The sequence below is a fragment of the Cupriavidus sp. 22TCCZM01-5 genome (assembly GCF_057798915.1).
The window spans coordinates 117,277-135,250 of sequence record NZ_JBYOJR010000005.1 but is presented as its reverse complement, the minus strand read 5'-3'; the positions used below and the strand labels follow the sequence as shown (position 1 = coordinate 135,250).

Genomic DNA, 17,974 nt, shown 5'->3' with positions numbered 1-17,974 from the left:
CATGGATCGCTGGACAGAAATCGAGCTCTTTGTACAGACAGCCGAACTCGGCAGCATCACCAAGGCCGCAGAAAGTCTGGATATTTCTAATGCGGCCGCAAGCCGCCACCTGAGTTCGCTCGAGCAACGGCTGGCCGCCCGGCTGATCGAGCGCAACACCCGCCGGCTCTTCCTGACCCAGGTCGGAGAGGAGTTCTTCAAGCGTTGCAAGGGCGTGCTGGCGGAGATGAAGGAAGCGGAGGCGGACGTCAGCGCCACTTTGCTCGAACCGAGTGGCATGCTGACCATCACCGCTTCGCTCTCGTTCTCGATGAAGCATCTGGCGCCACTGATGCCCGAGTTCACCGCGCTCTACCCGAAGGTGAGCATCAATATCCTGGCCGCCAACCGCTACTACGACATCATGGACAGCGGCATCGACCTGGCCATCCGGACGCGCGAGTTCGAGCCCGACTCCAACCTGACCGTGCGCCGCCTGGCAGAGACCCGGCGCGTGCTGGCCGCCTCGCCGCGCTACCTGGACCGCAGGGGAACCCCGCGCAGCGTGGAAGATCTCGTCAATCACGAGATGATGATTTACTCCTACGCCAACCGGCCCAACGAACTGGCGTTCACGCGGGGCGAAGAAAAGCGCGTCGTGACAGTCCACAGCACAATGGAGTCGAACGACGGCCAGGTGCTGCGCGCGGCCGCGCTGGAGGGCATGGGCATCCTGGTGCAGCCCAAGTACATCCTTTACGACGACATCGTAGCGGGCCGGCTGATCCCAATTCTCGATGACTGGGACCTGCCCCGGCTGACCGTCAACATCGCCTTCCAGACCAGGCGCCACCTGCCAGCGCGGGTGCGGCTGTTCATCGAGTTCCTGGTCAGCCATTTCCAGCGCATGGACTACGAGCGCAAGTGGACCTCGTAGGCAGGCGCGGCGGCCCGGGTGGCGCCCGGGCACATCATGAAAATGCCGGGCTCGTCCTAGCCCGGACGCATGCCGGCGGCCAGCTCCGCCGACTTGATCACCGCCGCATAATCGTCGCCGGCCATGCCCTGCGCCGCGGCACCCTGCAACATCTGCCCAAGCAACGCGGTCAGGCCCATCGGCACGTGCAGTTGCGCACCTGCGTCCAGGATCAGCCCGACATCCTTTAGCATCTGCTCTACCGTGAACGTCGGCGTGTAGTCGTGCACGGCCAGCTGCGCGGACTTTGCCTTCACGATCGGCGAAGCCACAGCGCTGGCGGTAATCACCTCCCACATGGCCGCCCAGTCGAGGCCGCCCTTCTTCCCCAGCGTCAGGGCTTCGGCCAGCATGCCGCTGGTCAGGCCGATCAGCAGGTTGACGACCAGCTTCATCAGGCGCGCCTCTTCCGCCTCGCCGAGATAGAACTGCGCCGGCCCCAGCGCCGCCAGCAGCGGCTTGATCCGTTCGTAGGCGGCCCTCGGCCCCGAAGCCAAGGCGGTCAGCTTGGCAGCCTCAGCCATATGGCTGTTGCCCGATACGGTCACGCGCAGGTAGCCGATATCGCGCTCGGCGAGCGCTGGGGCTGCGGCGGCCGATGTGCCCGGAGAGATCGTGCTGGTGTCGACATAGATCGTGCCATGCGTGGCCGCCGCAGCGACCTGGCCCGACACCGCCAGGAACGCGGCATCGTTGGGCATGGAGCTGAACACTACCTCCGCCTGGGCCACCGCTTCGGCCAACGACGCAGCAACGGCCAGGCCAGCCTGCCTGGCGGCCGCCACCTGGGCCGGGGCGACGTCGTAGACCAGGACATCATTTCCGGCCGCGGCCAGATGACGTGCCATCGGCAAGCCAATCTTGCCGGTTCCGATAAAGCCAATCTTCATGCTCTGACTCCAGTCTCACGTTGTTATTGCGTTCATGTCTTCAGGCCGGCCGTGCGCCGTCGTAGGCGGCCTGCAACAGGGCTCTGATGGCCTCGCGCTCGATCGCGCGGGGGTTCCAGTAGGGGTTGGCCAGCGCGATGTCGGCGGCGCGATCGAGGTCCTCTTCGCGCATGCCGATATCGCGCAAGGCAACCGGTGCACCATGGCGCTGTGCCAGGTCAAACAATGCCGCGGCTGCCGATGCATCGGTGGCGCCGGTGGCTCGCTGGATCCGCGCCATGGCTTCCGGCGCCGCTGCCGCGTTGTACGCCATGGCATGGGGCAAGACGATGGTGTGGGTCTCGGCATGCGGCAGGTTGAAGCTGCCGCCCAGCGTGTGGCATAGCTTGTGATGAAGCGCCATGCCGACGCTGGCGAGTACCGTGCCGCATAGCCATGCGCCGTACAGGCACTGCGCGCGCGCATCCAGGTCGGCCGGCTCGCGGAAGACAGCTGGTATGCCGCTGGCCAGTGCCCGGATGCCCTCCTCTGCCATCAGCGACATCACCGGGTTGGCATCGCGCGCGTAGAGGCCTTCGGCCGCATGGGCAATCGCGTTCAGGCCGCTGGTCACGGTCAGCCCGGGAGGCAATCCGACCGTCAGCGCCGGGTCGTAAATAACAGTGCGCGGCAGCACGCGCAGGTCTCGCCCGGTCTTCTTCAGGCCGGCCTCCGTGATGCCGTAGATCGGCGTCATTTCCGAGCCGGCGTAGCTGGTCGGAATGGCAAGGACCGGCATGCCGGTCTCCAGTGCAATGGCCTTGCCCAGGCCGGTGGTCGAACCGCCGCCGATGGCCACTGCGCAGTCCGCGCCGGCCGCACGAGCTTGCGCCACGGCCTCGCGCGCGCTCTCGATCGGCACATGCATGACCGCGCCGGCGAAGATGCCTGCTGACAGCGTGCCCAGCAGATCCGAAATGCGCTGCGCTTCGGCCACCTGGTTAGGCGTGCTGAGCACCAGGGCACGCCTGCCACCGAGCCGCTTGACCTCTTCGGCCACCTGGTCAGACGTGCCAGTGCCGAACAAGACGCGAGCTGCATGTGACTCATAAACGAATGAATGCGGCGCTTCCATGACCTCTTTCCTGTTGCGGATATCGATAGGAAAGTTATCCTTCCGCACGCCGCAAGGAAACAGTCCATGCGAAAAACACTCTTCACATGGGCGGAAGAATGACGGATGCCAGTGCTTAGGAACCACATACCGGTAAGGACTGCCGTGATACCGGGACGAGCTGGCCGCATTGGACGCGGACCCTGACGCATATTCAAAATTATTCAATTTCTCCTTGAGATTCTGATCGCAATCCTTGGCCATCCCCCACCTAGACTGCCTTCACATCGGTGCCGCACCACGCCGAGATCGATCAAACTTTTTTGCAAGCCACCAAGGAAATCCATCATGACTTCGTCCTCCAACCGCGTCGCCATCGTCTACCACAGCGGCTACGGTCATACTGCCAGGCAAGCCCAGGCCGTCGCACGCGGCGCCGGCAGCGTAGCCGGCACTGAAAGCCTCCTGATCCCTGTGGAAGACATCGATCAGCACTGGGACACACTGGAACAGGTGGACGCCATCATCTTTGGCGCGCCGACTTACATGGGCAGTGCCTCGGCGCAGTTCAAGGGTTTCATGGACGCCACCTCGCGCAATGTCTTTGCCAAGGGCGGCAAGTGGGCCAACAAGGTCGCCGCGGGCTTCACCAACGCCGCGTCGCGCTCGGGCGACAAGCTGGCCACGCTGCAGCAGATCGCCATCTTCGCGGCGCAGCACGGCATGCACTGGGTCAACCTGGGCCTGCCCCCCGGCCACAACAACTCCAAGTCGACGGAAGACTCGCTGAACCGCCACGGCTTCTTCCTCGGTGCAGCCGCGCAGTCCGACGCCGATGTCAGCGCCGAGGTGGCACCGCCGCCAGCCGACCTGCGCACCGCCGAACATCTGGGGGCTCGTGTGGCAGAGGTGGCTCAGCAACTAGTCGCAGGCCGGCGCGCGCTGGCACAGTTGAAAGAAGCCGCCTGAAGCCGCGTTCAGGCGTCGCCGAACAGCAAGCCGGCTGTATGGATTGGCACCCGCACCACCAGCGGGATGCCACACGCTACATGCAGGCGTCTTCAGGGCTGACGCGACAATCCGAGCCATGCCCAGAATGTCGTAGCGGAGACCGCATTGCGTAATGAAACTGATGGACATGGCCGCAATCCGTTCCGCGTGAGCCCATAACGCTGGCTCGGCACAGTAGAGCTTCTGGCCTGCCCAGTAAGCCGCAGCGGTCACGAGTGCCCTGCTGCCACCACATGCCTTTTATCGTGTTGCGCAGTCAGCACCATCACGATCTCTGAGACGATTCGCTCCAGTGGCGTCCCTGGACCATAGATGCCACGGACGCCTGCCAGCTGCAAGGTGCGCCTGTGCGGCGCCGGAATAATCCCGCCAACAAATACCGGCACAGTATCCCCGCGCTGGCGAAGGGCCTTGAACAACATGGCAACCTGGGCAAGATGTGCACCGCCGAGCGTCGAGATGCCGATGGCATCGAAGTCGCCATCGCACGCTTGCGCCGCAATGGCCTCGGCCGACTGGAACAATGGCGTAAGCCCGACCAGGAACCCGGCATCGCTCAGGGCGGCGGCGACAGCCTTCGCGCCGCGATCGTGCCCGTCCTGCCCGAGCTTTGCCACCAGGATTCGCGGCGGGCGTCCAAGTGCCGCGCTCAGCCGCCTCACATGGTCGCAAGCCGCCGCCCAGTTCGGACTCCCGGCGCGGGTAGCGCCGTAGTGCGCCTTGTCGTAGTCCGGTTGCGCTGCATAGCGCGGCCAGACGTCAAGCAAGGCGCGCGTGCATTCGCCGACCGTCGCCCGGCAGCGCATGGCGTCAATGGCGCAGTCCAGCAAGTTCCTGCCGCCCCGTCGCGCAGCTTCCGTCAGTGCCCCCAGCGCCTGCTGGACTGTGTGCTCGTCCCGCCTTGCCCGCAATGCCGCGAGTCGAGTCGCCTGCTCGGCGCGAACGCGGCCTCCATCGATTTCCAGGCACGCTGGCAGTGTTTCTTCGTCGGCCTGGTAGCGATTGACGCCCACCACGACCTCCTCTCCCGCATCGATCCGCGCCTGTGTCCGCAGGGCATTGCGGTGGATGCGCTGCTGCACCCAGCCTGATTCCAGCGCCTTGAGCACGCCCCCATGAGCATCGATCTCGGCAAGGATCGACCGGACGGTATCGGCCATGCGACCCGTCAATGACTCGATCAGGTAGGAACCTGCCCACGGATCCGCCACGTCGCAAAGGCTGAACTCGTGCTGCAGGATCAACTGCGTGTCACGCGCGATACGCGAGGCTTCGACGCTGGGCAGCGCCAGGGCTTCATCAAAGCCGTTTGTGTGCAGCGACTGCGTGCCGCCAAAGATTGCGGCCATGCCCTCGATCGTGGTGCGGGCAATATTGTTGTGCGGTGCCTGCGCCGCCAACGTCCAGCCCGATGTCTGGCAGTGCATGCGCATCGCCGCGGCCTGGGCAGTGGTGCCGCCTCGTGCACGGACGATGTCGTGCCACAGGAGCCGGGCGGCGCGCAGCTTGGCAATCTCCTTGTAGAACTGTTTGCCGACGCCGAAGAAGAAGCTCAGCCCACCACAGAAGGCATCGACATCGAGACCTCGAGCACGCAGCGCATCGACATAGGTCCGCGCGTTCGCCAGCGTCAGGGCCAGTTCCAGCGCCGGATCCGCTCCGGCTTCCTGGAAGTGGTAGCCGGAAATCGACATGCCGTGGAATTTCGGCGCGTGCCTGGCGAGCCATTCGACCACATCCGCCGCAATGCGTAGCGACGGCTCCGGAGCATGGATCCAGGTGTTCCGGACCATGAACTCCTTCAGGATGTCGTTCTGGATGGTGCCACGCAGCCGGGCGTACGGAATGCCAGCTTCCTCAGCCACGACCAGGAAGGCCGCCAGGATTGGCAGAACCGCCCCGCTCATGGTCATCGACACAGAGACCCGATCCAGCGGTATGCCGTCAAACAGGCGCCGCATGTCGTCGACCGAGTCGATCGCCACCCCAGCCATGCCGACGTCGGCCGCCACCTCCGGATCGTCCGAATCGTAGCCACGGTGGGTTGGCAGGTCGAACGCGACCGACAGGCCCTGCGCCCCTTGCCTCAGGGCCTCACGATACGCCAGGTTCGACGTCGCGGCGTCACCATAGCCGGCGTACTGCCGGATGGTCCACGGGCGCTGCCGGTACATGGTCGGGTAAGGCCCGCGTACGAATGGCGCCTCGCCAGGCATGCCGCCGAGGTGGCTCAGACCGACAACGTCCTCCTGGCCGTAGACAGGTTTCAGGTCGACGCCGAAGCGCGGCTCATTGCACTCTTGGCTCATCGCTGCCTCCAGCGCTTGCGGGTCACGATATCCGCGATCTTCTCGCCATCCGCAGCGCGCCGGACCTCGCACCAGTGTGCCAGTCCCGACTCGTCTTCGCGCAGGGCCGCGAAAGTCAGCTCCAGTGCCTCGCCGACATTGACGTTGCCATGGAAGAACAGGTCCCGCGCGGCCACGGTTGGCGGCTCCGCATGGCTGCGCCATTGCCACTCCGCGCGGTCCACCATCGCCTGGAAGCTGGCGAAGTACATCAGGTCGGCGCCGTTGAAGTCGTTGTAGGGACATGGCAGGAAGTCGACGACATGGTTGATGCCATCCTGCTGCTGGCGCAAGCCGAGATGCGTACCCCAATCCCCACTGCGAAAGCGACGTGCCAACTGCGACAGCTCCGTCGCCTCGGTCGTGGATGCCGCGTTATTCCAGCCGGTTGCCACGGACGGCATCGCGCGAACCACGGAGCGATTGTCCCGCTCGCGCGTGCGCCGGATAAAGGTCGACAGCATGGTGACAGTGGCGCAGCGCATCCCGTCGAGCGATGCCACGGCATGCTGGCTGAGGCGCTTCACGCCGCCTGCCGGCAAGCCGGCCGAGTCCAGCGTGAAGGTGCCATGCTCGCCGATCCTCTCCAGCACGGCATCGCGTACGCGTACGGCGGTGAAGGCGGCATAGACAGGATTGCCCTCGCCGTCACGGAAGTCCGGCACTGCCAGGCCGCAGCCCGCAGCCAACTGGCGCCAGTGCAGGTCGCCGCAGGTCTTCAGCAACCAGTTTTCCGACAGGCCGGTGTACGCCAGTTGCGGCATACCAGCGATATGGTGCGAGCGGACGGCCTCCATTTCACGCTGCCAGTGCGGCGTCGGGCCCGTATGCGGCGATCAGCCCGGCCAGGTACTCGGCATCGCGCGCGACACCCGAGAAGCGCCCCGACCCCCAAGTGTGCAGCCACGGCAGGCCAAGGAAATACAGGCCGGCATGCGCAGTCACGCCACGCTCGTGGCCCGGATAGCCACGGCCGTTGAAGACCGGGACCTCCAGCCAACTGAAGTCGGGCCGGAACCCGATGCTCCAGATGATGGTGCTGATCCCCGCCGCACGGGGATCGAGTGCTGTTCGCTCCGTTTCCGGCGCCCATACCGGCGCATAGATACTGGCCGGCGGCGCATCGATGCCGCGCTCGGCAATAAACTTGTCGATGCTTGCGTTGATGCGGTTGTAGGTCGCATCGGCATCGTCAAGGCTCTGGCGCAGGTCCGGGGCAAAATGCAGTTGCCCGTCGCGGTAGTCTTCCAGCACACCGTACAACTGCATGCCCTCGGTGGCAAACTTGCGCAGGTCGATATCGCGGCCGCCATCGCGGCCAGTCACATAGTGGTTGGTGTTGTCGCGCACGCCCTCGCGCAGCGGATGCTCGGTGACAGGCAGGTCGTAGTACTTCATGTCGGCGAGCCAGTCGACCACATCGCGGCCGCGATAGAAGCGCGCGCAGCGGGGCGCTTCCCCGACCGCCAGAACGACCTCGCGGCCGGCCAGATGCAGGTCTTCGGCAATCTGGGCGCCCGACTGCCCGGACCCCACTACCAGCACAGCGCCATCCGGCAGGTCTTGCGGGTTCCGGTAATCGGCCGACTGGATCTGGCGGATCGAAGCCGGCAGGCGCTCGGCCATGCGGGGAACGATCGGCGTGTGGTAGCCGCCGGATGCGACGACCACCTGGTCGGCGCTGAAGACGCCCCGGCTGGTCGTGACGAGGTACCCGCCCTGCGGCCTCGGCCTGACGCTCAGCACCGCGGTATGTTCGAGCACCGGTGCCGCAACGGACTGTATGAACCCGTCCAGGTACGCGATGATCTCATCCTTCCTCATGAAGCCGTGCGGATCATCCCCGCGGTACGGATGCCCCGGCAGCGCGCATTGCCAGTTCGGCGTGACCAGGCAGAAGGCGTCCCAGCGCTGGGTGCGCCAGGTATGGGTGAGCGTGTGCTTTTCCAGCACCAGGTGTTCGATCCCGGCCTGCTTCAGGTAGTAGCTGACGGACAGGCCGGCCTGGCCGCCTCCTACCACGATCACCGGAAGATGACGGGGTTCCGCGTGAATGGGGGTATCGATGCTGTTGCGTGTCATGGCGTGATTTCCTTGATGCGATTAGGGTTCGGCCGCGGTGGCAGCCGTCAATGCTGGCTAATGACCGAAGCCGATCACCTGCACGGTGGCATCCGGCTGGTCGTGGAATCTTGCGGCGGCCTCTTCGATGGCCTGCAACTGGTCCATGGCGGACGAGCACGCGTAGCCATATTTCGTGCGCACGCGCTCGGACGCCTCGAGCAGGGCCGCGCGGGTCAGGCTGACAAACTCTGCGAGCGGATAGGTGCGGCCCGCGTCGAGATGCGCCGTCACTACCGATGACGGCGAATAGCAAACCGCTTCGCTCTGATCCGGCCAGCGGATCCGGAAATGGGTAACGGGCATGGCTTACGCTCCCAGCGTGACGGGTTCCGGCTCTTCGAGACCCGCTGCCTGTTCAGGCAGGATGAAGGCGGCCCTGGCAAAGTCCCACAGCAAGGCCGACTCGCCCTTGTGCGTGATCGACACGCGCGTGGTGCCGTCGAATTGACCGATGGACGCGCACGCGATGTCGCGCGCCTGGAAACACGCCGTGACTTCCGCAACATGGCCTTCGTCCACGGCGAGCAGGAACCCATAGCTTGGGAAAGCGCTCAGCCAACGGAGCAACGGCACATCCGGTGGCATTGGCACGGCGTCGAGGTCGATCCGTCCGCCGACGCGCGAGCACTCCATCAACATCAATGCCGTGCCCGCGATGCCCGCCATGCTGATGTCCTTGGCGGCCGCGCACAATCCGGCCTCGGCCAGCGCGGGAAGGATCTCCAGATCGGCGCGCAGCCGTTCAACTGGCGCGCTAGTGGACGCGTTCCAGTAAGGATAAGGTTCCTCAAAGGCACCCCGCAGGTCCGCGGCCATCAGCAGGTGCTGGCCGGGACGCGCCGCGAAGCTCGACAGCAGCCGGCGCGCCCGGCCCAGAATGGCCACGGCCAGTTGCGCGCCATCACTCCTGGCATTGCTATGCCCGCCGACGACCGGCACGCCATAGGCGGCCGATGCGGCAGCCATGCCCCGGATGACTTCGGCCGCACCGTCGATGCCATCGCTCCAGATCGCATCGACCACCGCCAGCGGCCGGCCGCCCATTGCATAGATGTCGCTGACGTTCACCATCACTGCGCTATAGCCCGCGAACCAAGGCATGGTGCGCAGGAACTCGCCGACCATGCCCTCGATCGCGAACAGCAGGTGTCCGTCACCGTCCGGAATCGCGGCACAGTCATCGCCCAGTGCGATGCCTCGGTCTTCCGCGCCCTGCCCGGCTGGCAGCGCATGCCTGAACACCGACAGCATGCCCGCGATATCGGTCTTGTGGCCGAAGCCGCGACCAGCCCGCAAAACCTTCGCCAATTCCGCAGCGCTCATGGTGCCCTCCTTTCCTCGATGACCAGTCCGGACAGAGGCGTGTGGCAAGGCGGGTAGTAATTCAGGTCTGCCTCCATCAGGTGATGGCACCGGCCCAACAGCACTTCCTCCTGCAGCGTGGTCCAGTGCAGCCGGCGGAACAGCGGCACGTTCTGGCTTTGCACATGGGCCAGGAAGCGCCGGCAGCCTAGCGCATGGGCGCTGCTCACGGCCAGGCGGATCAGGGTCGCGCCGATGCGCCCCTGTCGGCGGTACGCTGCCGCCACCGCCAGGCGCGAGCCATACCAGACACCGGGCTCGCTCTCGTGGATACGCACGGTGCCGACAACCTCGCCTGGCTCAGCCGGCAGGTCCGGATCGGCCCTGAGCGCCACCAGCAACTGCGCCACGTCATCGATGACATCACGGTCGTCGCCGGCAAAGAGCTGCTGCTCTTCGCAGAACACGGCGCGGCGCAGCCCATAGGCCGCTTCCTTTTCGCGGCGCGTATCCGCCCAGCGGATCCGGTACACCGGGATCGCAGGGACCTCGACGCAAAGATCGCGGCTCATAACGGCACCCCTTCGTATGCGGACAGCGACGAACACGCCCCGCACTTGCCGCAGCCGGCCTTGATGTCGGCCGAGCGCATCCCGGCCGCCGCGACCATTGCGCCCAGCGGCGCCAGGATCTCGCGCATGAACGCCGGCGTCGGTGCGGGGTGGTCTTCCAGCGGGGTCCCGGAGATCGGCACGAACGGCACCACGAAGGGGTACACGCCCATGTCCACCAGCCGGCGCGAGATGGCGAGAATGGACTCGGCCGTGTCGCCAAGCCCGGCGAGGATATAGGTGCTCACCTGTCCGCGGCCGAACACGCCCACGGCAGCCTCGAACGCGTCCATATAGCGCGACAGCGGCACGGATGCCTTGCCGGGCATGATCCGTTCGCGCACGGCAGGCGTGACCGCCTCTAGGTGCATGCCGAGACTGTCGATCCCCGCGGCGCGCATGCGCGCAAACCAGCGGTCGTCGTCCGGTGGCTCGCACTGTCCCTGAATCGGCAGGTCGACCGCCGCCCGGATCGCAAACGCACTGTCGCAGAGGATGCCGGCGCCGCGATCGGGCGTCGGCGGCGTGCCGGTCGTGAGCACCATGTGCCTGACATGATCGAGCAACACCGCCGCGCGGGCGACCTCGGCAAGCTGCTCCGGGGTCTTCCTGGCAATGGTGCGACCGGCCGCCAGCGACTGCCCGATCGCGCAGAACTTGCAGGTCTTGCGTCGGCTCTCATAGCGGATGCAGGTCTGCAGGACGGTCGTCGCCAGCACATCGGCGCCATGCAGCGTCGCGATCTGCGCATACGGAATGCCGTCCAGCGTCTGCAGGCCGTAGAAGCGCGGCGCTTTCGGGAAGCTGATGTCGGCGATCGGAATGGCGCCGCGCTTGAGCGCGCTGCGGCCGCTGCCGTCCGGCGCCGAGGCGACGAAGGGCGAATTCCACGCGGTACTGGTATGCACGGGCACCATGATGGTCACGCCATCGATGGTCACCGCCTTGTGGTCGGACGGCCCCGCGCCGCCGCGACGGCTCTGGGCCCCCGCGCGCGGATCTTCCAGCCGCAGTCCGACGGACTGCAGCTCAGTCATCAATTGCCGGCTCGAGGCCGACATCGTCTCGCTGGCTTGCATGATCGGGGCTCCGATAAGTGGGAAGAGGAAATTCGCCCATGGCCGACACCGTGGCCGCCGGCCGGTCGTTGATGGCGAGGCTGAGCAGTTCGGGGCGCGCATAGTGGCCCACCGAGTCCATCATGCGCTTGCGCTTGGTGATGAGGGCCATGTCGAGGTCAGCGATCACCATCCCTTCGCCTTCGCGCAGCGGCGGCGCGAGATGCTGCCCCTCTGGCGAGACGATCGCTGTGTTGCAGCCGCCGCGCAGCGCCTTCTGCAGCACGGGATCGGTCGTCACCGAGGCGATCTGCGCATCGGTGAGCCAACCTGTCGCATTGACCACGAAGCAGCCGGCTTCCAGCGCGTGATGGCGAATCGTTGCCTCGATCTGGTCGGCGAAGATGGGACCGACCAGCGAGCCGGGAAACTGGCTGCAATGGATCTCTTCATGCTGGGTCATCAGCGCGTAGCGCGCGAGCGGGTTGTAGTGCTCCCAGCACGCGAGCGCGCCGACACGGCCGATGGCGGTCTGCGCCACCTTGAGGCCAGCGGCATCGCCCTGCCCCCAGATCATGCGTTCATGGAAGGTTGGCGTCAGCTTGCGCCGCTTGACGGCAAGCCGCCCCTCCGTGTCGAAGATCAGCTGCGTGTTGTACAGGCTGCCGTGGTCGCGCTCGTTGACGCCGAGCACGACCACCATGCCATGCTGCCTCGCCTGTTCGGCGACGGCCAGCGTCACGGGGCCGGGTATCGTCACCGCCTGCTCGTACAGGCGCAGATGATCGCTTCCGGATTGCACCGGCGGGCGCACGAACGAGAAGTACGGGTAGTACGGCACGAACGTTTCCGGGAAGACGATCAGCTGCACCCCCTCGCGCGCGGCCTTCTCGATGGCTTCAAGCACCTTGGCCAGGGTTCCCTCACCGCTTTCCAGGTCCGGCGAGATCTGGACCGCCGCGGCGCGGACAATGCGTTTCTGTGACATGGCGATACCCCTGCGCTGGATCAGACCGTCCAGGTGTCGATGATCAATGCGTTCTCCTTGCGGTGGATCAGCCTCAGGTCCAGCACGTCGAGCGGATTGATCGGGCGAATGCCCTCGATGAGCGATGCTTCGCCATGGCCGTAGAGAGCCTGCAGCGCGAAGCGGCAGGCATAGACCTTGCCGCCCTCGTCCATGAACTTGCGCAGTTGCTTGTTGAAATTCAGGTGGCCGGCAAAGGCTTCATCGCCCAGGCGCGGAAAGCCACGCTGCAGGCCAAGGGTGACGCCCGGGCCGTACAGCAGGATGCTGGTGTCAAAGCCCTTGCGCTGCAGCCGCGTGGCCTGCAGCAGGTTGACGAATCCGATCGATCCCTCGAAGGCCACGGTATGAAAGGTCACTAGCGCCTTCTCGCCGGGTTCTGCCTTGACGTCCTCGAACACCTTCTCTTCGAAATCGACCAGGAAATCGCCATCCTGATGGGCAGGTTTGTTGACTGCGGGCATGCTGTACTCCAGTGAGTGGGTTGCGGTTCGGACAAGCCGGTGCGGCGCAATCCGCCACCCCGGGCCGGCGCTGTCGCCGACGGTCCAGGTTGTGCAACCGATATGCCATCAACCGGATTCACCCCTCCGATCAATGCCCGATCAAGCAGTCGCCATGCGATCGATCGCATCATTGATCGCATGGCCCGCATGGCCCGCATGGCTTAATCGCAACGCGAAGGGCGCCTGACGATTGCACCAGAATCGCGTCGTGCGCCGCTACTCACTGCATTTAGATGGTGCGGCCAGACGGCCTGCGCACCATCATGCAGCCATTCAGATGCAATCAAACTGGCACGCACCATGCATTCATTTGCGCGGCGCCACGACGGCGCAGCCCCGTTTGGAGAGAATCTTGTCCGGCCTGACCAGTCATTGGGCAAAGCGCATTGCAGAAAGCCCCAAGCCCGCCTACCTGACCATTCCCGACCTGATCGAGGAGGCACTTGCCGACGGGCGCCTGCAGGCGCGTGACCGGCTGCCCGGCTTGCGCGACCTGGCCGAGGCGCTGGACCTGAACTACACCACCGTCGCGCGCGCCTACGGCGAGGCGCGCAAGCGCGGGCTGATCGATGCCAAGGCCGGTAGCGGCACCTATGTGCGCGGCCGGGCGCCGGCTCTGCCGCTGCGCGCCGGCACCAGCGCCGAAATGACGATGAACATGCCGCCGGAGCCCCCCGCGCTGGCAACGCGGCTGCGTGAATCGTCGGCGGCACTCCTCGCCGGGACGGATCCGTACACGCTGCTGCGCTACCAGGATTTCGGCGGCACGCCGGCCGACCGTGCGGCCGTGACGGCCTGGCTGCGCCGGCTCGTGCCGACGGCAGCCAGCGAAACGCTGCTCATCTGCCCGGGCATCCACAGCGCGCTGGTTGCCCTGCTGTCGCAACTGGCGCGCGGCGGACAGACGCTATGCGTTGAGGCACTGGCCTATCCCGGGATCAAGGCCATTGCTGCGCAACTCGGGGTCCAGCTGCAGGCACTGCCAGGCGACGAGGATGGCATGATCGGCAGCGCCTTCGAGAACTTCTGCAAGGCGCACAAGCCCGCAGCGCTTTATTGCAACCCCACCATCCAGAACCCGAGCACGCGCACGATGCCCCAGGGACGCCGCGAGATCCTCGCCGATATCGCGCTACGCTATAACGTGCCGATCATCGAGGACGATGCCTATGGCATGCTGCCCCGGCGCACCCCGGACACCTTTGCAGCGCTGGCGCCGGAACTGACCTACTACATGACCGGCCTGTCGAAATGCTTCGGCGCCGGCTTGCGCACGGCGTTCGTCCATGCGCCCTCAGCCAGGCAAAGCCAGCGCCTGGCAGGCACGTTGCGCGCCACCACCGTGATGGCCAGCCCGTTCACCAATTTGCTGGCCACGGCCTGGATCAAGGACGGCACGGCCGATGAGATGCTTGCTGCAGTCAGGCAGGAAAATGCCGCACGCCAGGCCATCGCCACGCGCGTGCTGGCCGGCCGCACTTACGCCGCCGATCCGGAGGGTTTCCACCTCTGGCTGCATCTGGGCACCGGCAATGCCTGGCGCCCGTCTGAACTGGCCTTGCACCTGCGTTCGCGCGGCATCGGCGCCGTGTCGAGCGCGGCCTTCTCGACGGATGGCAACCCGCCCGATGCGATCCGTCTTTGCCTTGGCGGGCCCAGCGAGCGGGACGAGATCGAGGAGTCGCTGCAGATCGTCGCGGATACGCTTGACGATCCGCACCATCTGCATTCGGCCATGCTGTAGTCCAGGCTATGCCTGGCTCATAGTCGCGCAATCCTGCCAGCGCCCAGCAAAGCCGCAAGGTCGTCTGACGACGGAATCGGCATCGTTCCCACGGGCACCCGGACAAGAGGTGCCTTGCCCTGCGGAAAGCGAAGGCGGGCGCCAATCCGGCAAGCCGGATCAAATCAGTAGTCATACATCAGTGCATTCTCTGGCGCCGGGTGCCCCTTCTAGCACCGCTGACGCATGCCACTCCAACGACATCAACTCCACCGCTGATCAACGGTCGCTTTAACGCCCCGTTGCCGCAGCGACCGCTCCCCGCAATGCGAGCAAATAGCTGTCGACGCCCAACCCGCAGATTTGTCCATTCACAACTTCAGCGAATACCGAGTGGTGCCGGAATGCTTCTCGGGCGTGGATGTTCGACATGTGGACCTCGATGACAGGTACGGTCAGAATCGCCAACGCATCGCGGATTCCATAGCTATAGTGTGTCCAAGCGCCAGCATTGATCAGCACGGCGTCTACACCATCGAAGAAGGCCTGGTGGATACGCTCACACATTTCGCCCTCACTATTTGTTTGAAAGCTGTCGACCTTGGCGCCAAGCTCTCGCCCGAGAGCTTGCAGCTTTTCGTCAATCTCGTTCAACGTGATGGTCCCGTATTGGACCGGATCCCGCTTGCCGAACATGTTGTGATTGATGCCATGAAGCATAAGAACTTTCATTACTACTCCTTAGATTGGGATATGCAAGGTTAATCGCGCGGCAGTTCGACTACAGTCGGTGGCGCCGCAAATGAGTCGTTCCACAGGCCCGCTTGCATAGTTCCCCACGCGGCCGAGTCGGCCGCGTACGGCCCGTGCGTACCCGAGCGAACCGTCCAACTATGTCAAACCAGTGGAACGGTGAGCCGGTCGATCACTTCCCTGGTATCAGGCCGCACGCCTCGCCACCATGCGAACGCCTCGGCAGCCTGTTCTGCAAGCATGCCAACGCCATCCGCGAGATGGGCGACCCCCGCGTTTTGCGCCAGCCGAAGGAAGGGTGTGAGGCCCTTGCCGTAGGCCAGTTCATAAGCAAGGGCACCCGGGAGAAACACCATCGCGGGCACTGGAGGAAGTTCACCGCGCAGGCTCGCCGACGTAGCGTTAAAGACGATGTCAAACTTCTGCGCGATCAGATCCTGGTAGCTACAGCCGGTCACTGCACCATGTTCCGAGCCAATGCTCGCCAGCTTCAGCGCTTTGTCGAGCGACCTGTTTGCGATCACAAGTTCGGCGGGACGTTCAGCCAAAAAAGGAAGCAGCGCGCCTCGTGCTGCTCCGCCGGCACCAAGAAGTAGGATTCGCTTACCACGGAGGGGATGTTTCAAATTGTGGACCACGTCCCGTACCAGGCCGACGCCGTCGAAATTCTCGGCGAAGACCCGATCGTCATCAAACTTGATGGCATTAGCCGCGCCAGCCAGTTCGGCTGCGGGAGACCGGTCGGTGGAGTAGGCAAATGCATCGAGCTTGAACGGTGCGGTGATGTTCATTCCCTTTCCCCCGGCTGCACGAAATGCATCCGCGGTGGCGGCGAACTCACCGATTGCCCCTTCAATCTTGCCATACTCGATATCTTGACCGGTTGCGCACCCAAACGCGGTATGGATCAAGGGCGATTTACTATGTTGGATAGGATTGCCGATGACGGCGTAACGGTCAGTCATGATTTCTCCATGTACCGGTCACGGCCGGTGGGATGTCGTGGATAAAGTGAGGTGGGGGGATTGGGGGCATCGCTTTCCTCCTGCTCAGGCTAGCTGGAAGCCGACGGCAGCGGATGGTCTTCACAACTGCCTCCTGATTGGTGCTTCGTGTGACAAACAGACTGACAGCCTCAAACTGCCGGGCGGCCCATGCCGGGGGCGGTCAGCGACTGTGCGCGCATCCGGTCGTACTCCACTTTGCTGACCGGCTCTGTCCCTGGCTCCCCCAAGTTGTTCATGTGAACCCGGTATGTCTCTCGTGCGCTGAATGCGGCAAGCGCTGCGATGATGGTGATACCGAACGCAATGCTGCCAACGGTCAGCCAAACGTTGGTAGAACCGGGAGGCGCCACGGCCGTAAAGAGCGCCGGCAGCATCGCCGTCGCCGCCGTGCCGATGTTCTGCGAGATCGCCATGGCCGAGACACGGGTGCGGGTCGGGAACAGTTCCGGGTAGAAGCTCGGGAATACGGCGTTGTAGCCCTGGTAGACAATGCCCCACATCAGTATCGACATCCCAAAGGCCAGCGGAACGTTCTTGATGCTGATCGCGTAGAGATAGACGAAGGCGAGGAAGCCAGATGTCAGCGCTCCGATGATGAGCGGCGGCTTGCGACCAATCTTGTCGGACAGGTTTCCCACGAAGGGAATGACCAACACGGCCACAATGTTGCCGACCACCGGAATCCAGAGATACAGGTCTTTGTCCAAGCCAATGCCATAGGCTGGCTGAACAGCGTATGCCGCACCGAAGATAGTGGCGACCACCGGGATGACATTCATCAGGGCCATGCAAACGACGCGAAGCATATCCGGCCAACTGAACTTGATAGCGTCGATGACGGGTGACCGGGAGCGGCCCTCGCGCCCCTCTTCAGCAAAGGCAGGAGTCTCACTCACTTCACGGCGAATGACCCAGCCAGCGACGATGACTACGAAGCTAAGCAGGAAAGGAATACGCCACCCCCAGCTATTGAACTGATCGGCCGGCATATAGTGCGCCAAAGGCAGGAACACCGCGGCTGCCAGGACTTGTCCGGCCTGCACGCCCTGTAGCGTGAAGCTCGCGAAATAGCCACGCCGTCCGAACGGGGCATGCTCCAGAATCATGGAACTCGCGCCGGAGATTTCTCCCGCGACAGCGAAGCCCTGCGCCAACCGCAGCATCACTAGAAGCGCTGGGGCCAGCAGGCCGACCTGATCGTACGTGGGCAGCAGTCCCACGCCGATGGTCGAAAAGCCCATCAGGAACATGCACCACACGAGGACGTTCTTGCGACCATGCGTGTCTCCGAGATGGCCAAGCACAAAGGCGCCGATAGGGCGTGCCACGTAGCCAACGCCGTAGGTGGCCAGCGACGCGATGATGGCCGTCGTCGCATTGCCTTTTGGAAAGAAGATCTGGGGAAAGATCAATGCCGACGCTGTGGCGTAAATGAAGAAGTCATAGTATTCAAGCGCCGAACCGATCCAGCCGCTGGCAGCGGCTTTCCTTGATTGATGTTTGCCTTGGGGCTCGTGGGCCGTTGCAGTTGTCATGCTTGTCTCCTGACGTGTTCCAAAGCCGGCG

General features: G+C 64.5%; 17 protein-coding genes. 3 read left to right on the top strand and 14 right to left on the bottom strand.

Annotated features, from left to right (window positions below):
* Window position 1: 1 nt before the first annotated feature.
* Window positions 2-916, top strand: a complete 915-nt coding sequence (locus AC3FNH_RS06955) for a LysR family transcriptional regulator (protein ID WP_276101396.1) — start codon at window positions 2-4, stop codon at window positions 914-916.
* A 56-nt stretch (window positions 917-972) separates the two neighbouring features.
* Here AC3FNH_RS06955 and AC3FNH_RS06950 read toward each other — a convergent pair whose 3' ends face one another.
* Both AC3FNH_RS06950 and AC3FNH_RS06945 read right to left on the bottom strand, forming a co-directional pair.
* Window positions 973-1,845 (bottom strand): NAD(P)-dependent oxidoreductase, encoded by an 873-nt coding sequence (locus AC3FNH_RS06950; RefSeq protein ID WP_488719497.1) that lies wholly within the window; start codon window positions 1,843-1,845, stop codon window positions 973-975.
* Between the two features lie 40 nt (window positions 1,846-1,885).
* On the bottom strand, window positions 1,886-2,959 hold the full coding sequence (locus AC3FNH_RS06945) for a maleylacetate reductase (RefSeq protein ID WP_488719496.1): 1,074 nt from the start codon (window positions 2,957-2,959) through the stop codon (window positions 1,886-1,888).
* A 327-nt stretch (window positions 2,960-3,286) separates the two neighbouring features.
* Here AC3FNH_RS06945 and AC3FNH_RS06940 point away from each other — a divergent pair, with 327 nt between their 5' ends.
* Window positions 3,287-3,907: a flavodoxin family protein gene (locus tag AC3FNH_RS06940; RefSeq protein WP_488719495.1), complete on the top strand. Its 621-nt coding sequence runs from the start codon at window positions 3,287-3,289 to the stop codon at window positions 3,905-3,907.
* A 251-nt stretch (window positions 3,908-4,158) separates the two neighbouring features.
* Here AC3FNH_RS06940 and scpA read toward each other — a convergent pair whose 3' ends face one another.
* Genes scpA through AC3FNH_RS06895 form a run of 9 tightly spaced genes read right to left on the bottom strand, consistent with a single transcriptional unit; the run spans window position 4,159 to window position 12,883 of the window.
* A complete protein-coding gene (gene scpA / locus AC3FNH_RS06935) occupies window positions 4,159-6,258 on the bottom strand; it encodes a methylmalonyl-CoA mutase (protein ID WP_488719494.1) in 2,100 nt (699 codons plus the stop codon).
* Window positions 6,255-7,094 (bottom strand): Pnap_2097 family protein, encoded by an 840-nt coding sequence (locus tag AC3FNH_RS06930; protein WP_488719493.1) that lies wholly within the window; start codon window positions 7,092-7,094, stop codon window positions 6,255-6,257. The genes scpA and AC3FNH_RS06930 overlap by 4 nt, the downstream gene beginning before the upstream one ends.
* Before the next feature lies 1 nt (window position 7,095).
* Window positions 7,096-8,379, bottom strand: a complete 1,284-nt coding sequence (locus AC3FNH_RS06925) for an MSMEG_0569 family flavin-dependent oxidoreductase (RefSeq protein WP_488719492.1) — start codon at window positions 8,377-8,379, stop codon at window positions 7,096-7,098.
* A gap of 57 nt (window positions 8,380-8,436) precedes the next feature.
* On the bottom strand, window positions 8,437-8,724 hold the full coding sequence (locus AC3FNH_RS06920; RefSeq protein WP_488719491.1) for an MSMEG_0570 family nitrogen starvation response protein: 288 nt from the start codon (window positions 8,722-8,724) through the stop codon (window positions 8,437-8,439).
* 3 nt (window positions 8,725-8,727) lie between these two features.
* Complete coding sequence (locus AC3FNH_RS06915) at window positions 8,728-9,744, bottom strand: sll0787 family AIR synthase-like protein (protein ID WP_488719490.1); 1,017 nt, start codon at window positions 9,742-9,744, stop codon at window positions 8,728-8,730.
* On the bottom strand, window positions 9,741-10,295 hold the full coding sequence (locus tag AC3FNH_RS06910) for an MSMEG_0567/Sll0786 family nitrogen starvation N-acetyltransferase (protein WP_488719489.1): 555 nt from the start codon (window positions 10,293-10,295) through the stop codon (window positions 9,741-9,743). Before AC3FNH_RS06910 ends, AC3FNH_RS06915 begins: the two co-directional genes overlap by 4 nt.
* Window positions 10,292-11,371 carry an MSMEG_0568 family radical SAM protein gene (locus tag AC3FNH_RS06905; RefSeq protein WP_488719607.1) on the bottom strand — a complete coding sequence of 360 codons (1,080 nt, stop codon included), beginning with the start codon at window positions 11,369-11,371 and terminating at the stop codon, window positions 10,292-10,294. The genes AC3FNH_RS06910 and AC3FNH_RS06905 overlap by 4 nt, the downstream gene beginning before the upstream one ends.
* Complete coding sequence (locus AC3FNH_RS06900; RefSeq protein WP_488719488.1) at window positions 11,364-12,380, bottom strand: Nit6803 family nitrilase; 1,017 nt, start codon at window positions 12,378-12,380, stop codon at window positions 11,364-11,366. The genes AC3FNH_RS06905 and AC3FNH_RS06900 overlap by 8 nt, the downstream gene beginning before the upstream one ends.
* Before the next feature lie 20 nt (window positions 12,381-12,400).
* On the bottom strand, window positions 12,401-12,883 hold the full coding sequence (locus tag AC3FNH_RS06895; RefSeq protein ID WP_276101384.1) for an MSMEG_0572/Sll0783 family nitrogen starvation response protein: 483 nt from the start codon (window positions 12,881-12,883) through the stop codon (window positions 12,401-12,403).
* A 394-nt stretch (window positions 12,884-13,277) separates the two neighbouring features.
* On the opposite strand from AC3FNH_RS06895, the gene AC3FNH_RS06890 reads away from it, so the two are divergent.
* Window positions 13,278-14,669, top strand: coding sequence for an aminotransferase-like domain-containing protein (locus tag AC3FNH_RS06890; RefSeq protein WP_488719487.1), 1,392 nt, complete (start codon window positions 13,278-13,280; stop codon window positions 14,667-14,669).
* A 270-nt stretch (window positions 14,670-14,939) separates the two neighbouring features.
* On the opposite strand, the gene aroQ is transcribed toward AC3FNH_RS06890, so the two are convergent.
* The 3 genes from aroQ to AC3FNH_RS06875 all read right to left on the bottom strand — a co-directional run bounded on the left by aroQ (window position 14,940) and on the right by AC3FNH_RS06875 (window position 17,943).
* On the bottom strand, window positions 14,940-15,380 hold the full coding sequence (gene aroQ / locus AC3FNH_RS06885) for a type II 3-dehydroquinate dehydratase (RefSeq protein ID WP_488719486.1): 441 nt from the start codon (window positions 15,378-15,380) through the stop codon (window positions 14,940-14,942).
* 164 nt (window positions 15,381-15,544) lie between these two features.
* Window positions 15,545-16,366, bottom strand: a complete 822-nt coding sequence (gene aroE / locus AC3FNH_RS06880; protein ID WP_488719485.1) for a shikimate dehydrogenase — start codon at window positions 16,364-16,366, stop codon at window positions 15,545-15,547.
* Window positions 16,367-16,536: 170 nt separating this feature from the next.
* Window positions 16,537-17,943, bottom strand: a complete 1,407-nt coding sequence (locus AC3FNH_RS06875; RefSeq protein ID WP_488719484.1) for an MFS transporter — start codon at window positions 17,941-17,943, stop codon at window positions 16,537-16,539.
* Window positions 17,944-17,974: the final 31 nt, after the last annotated feature.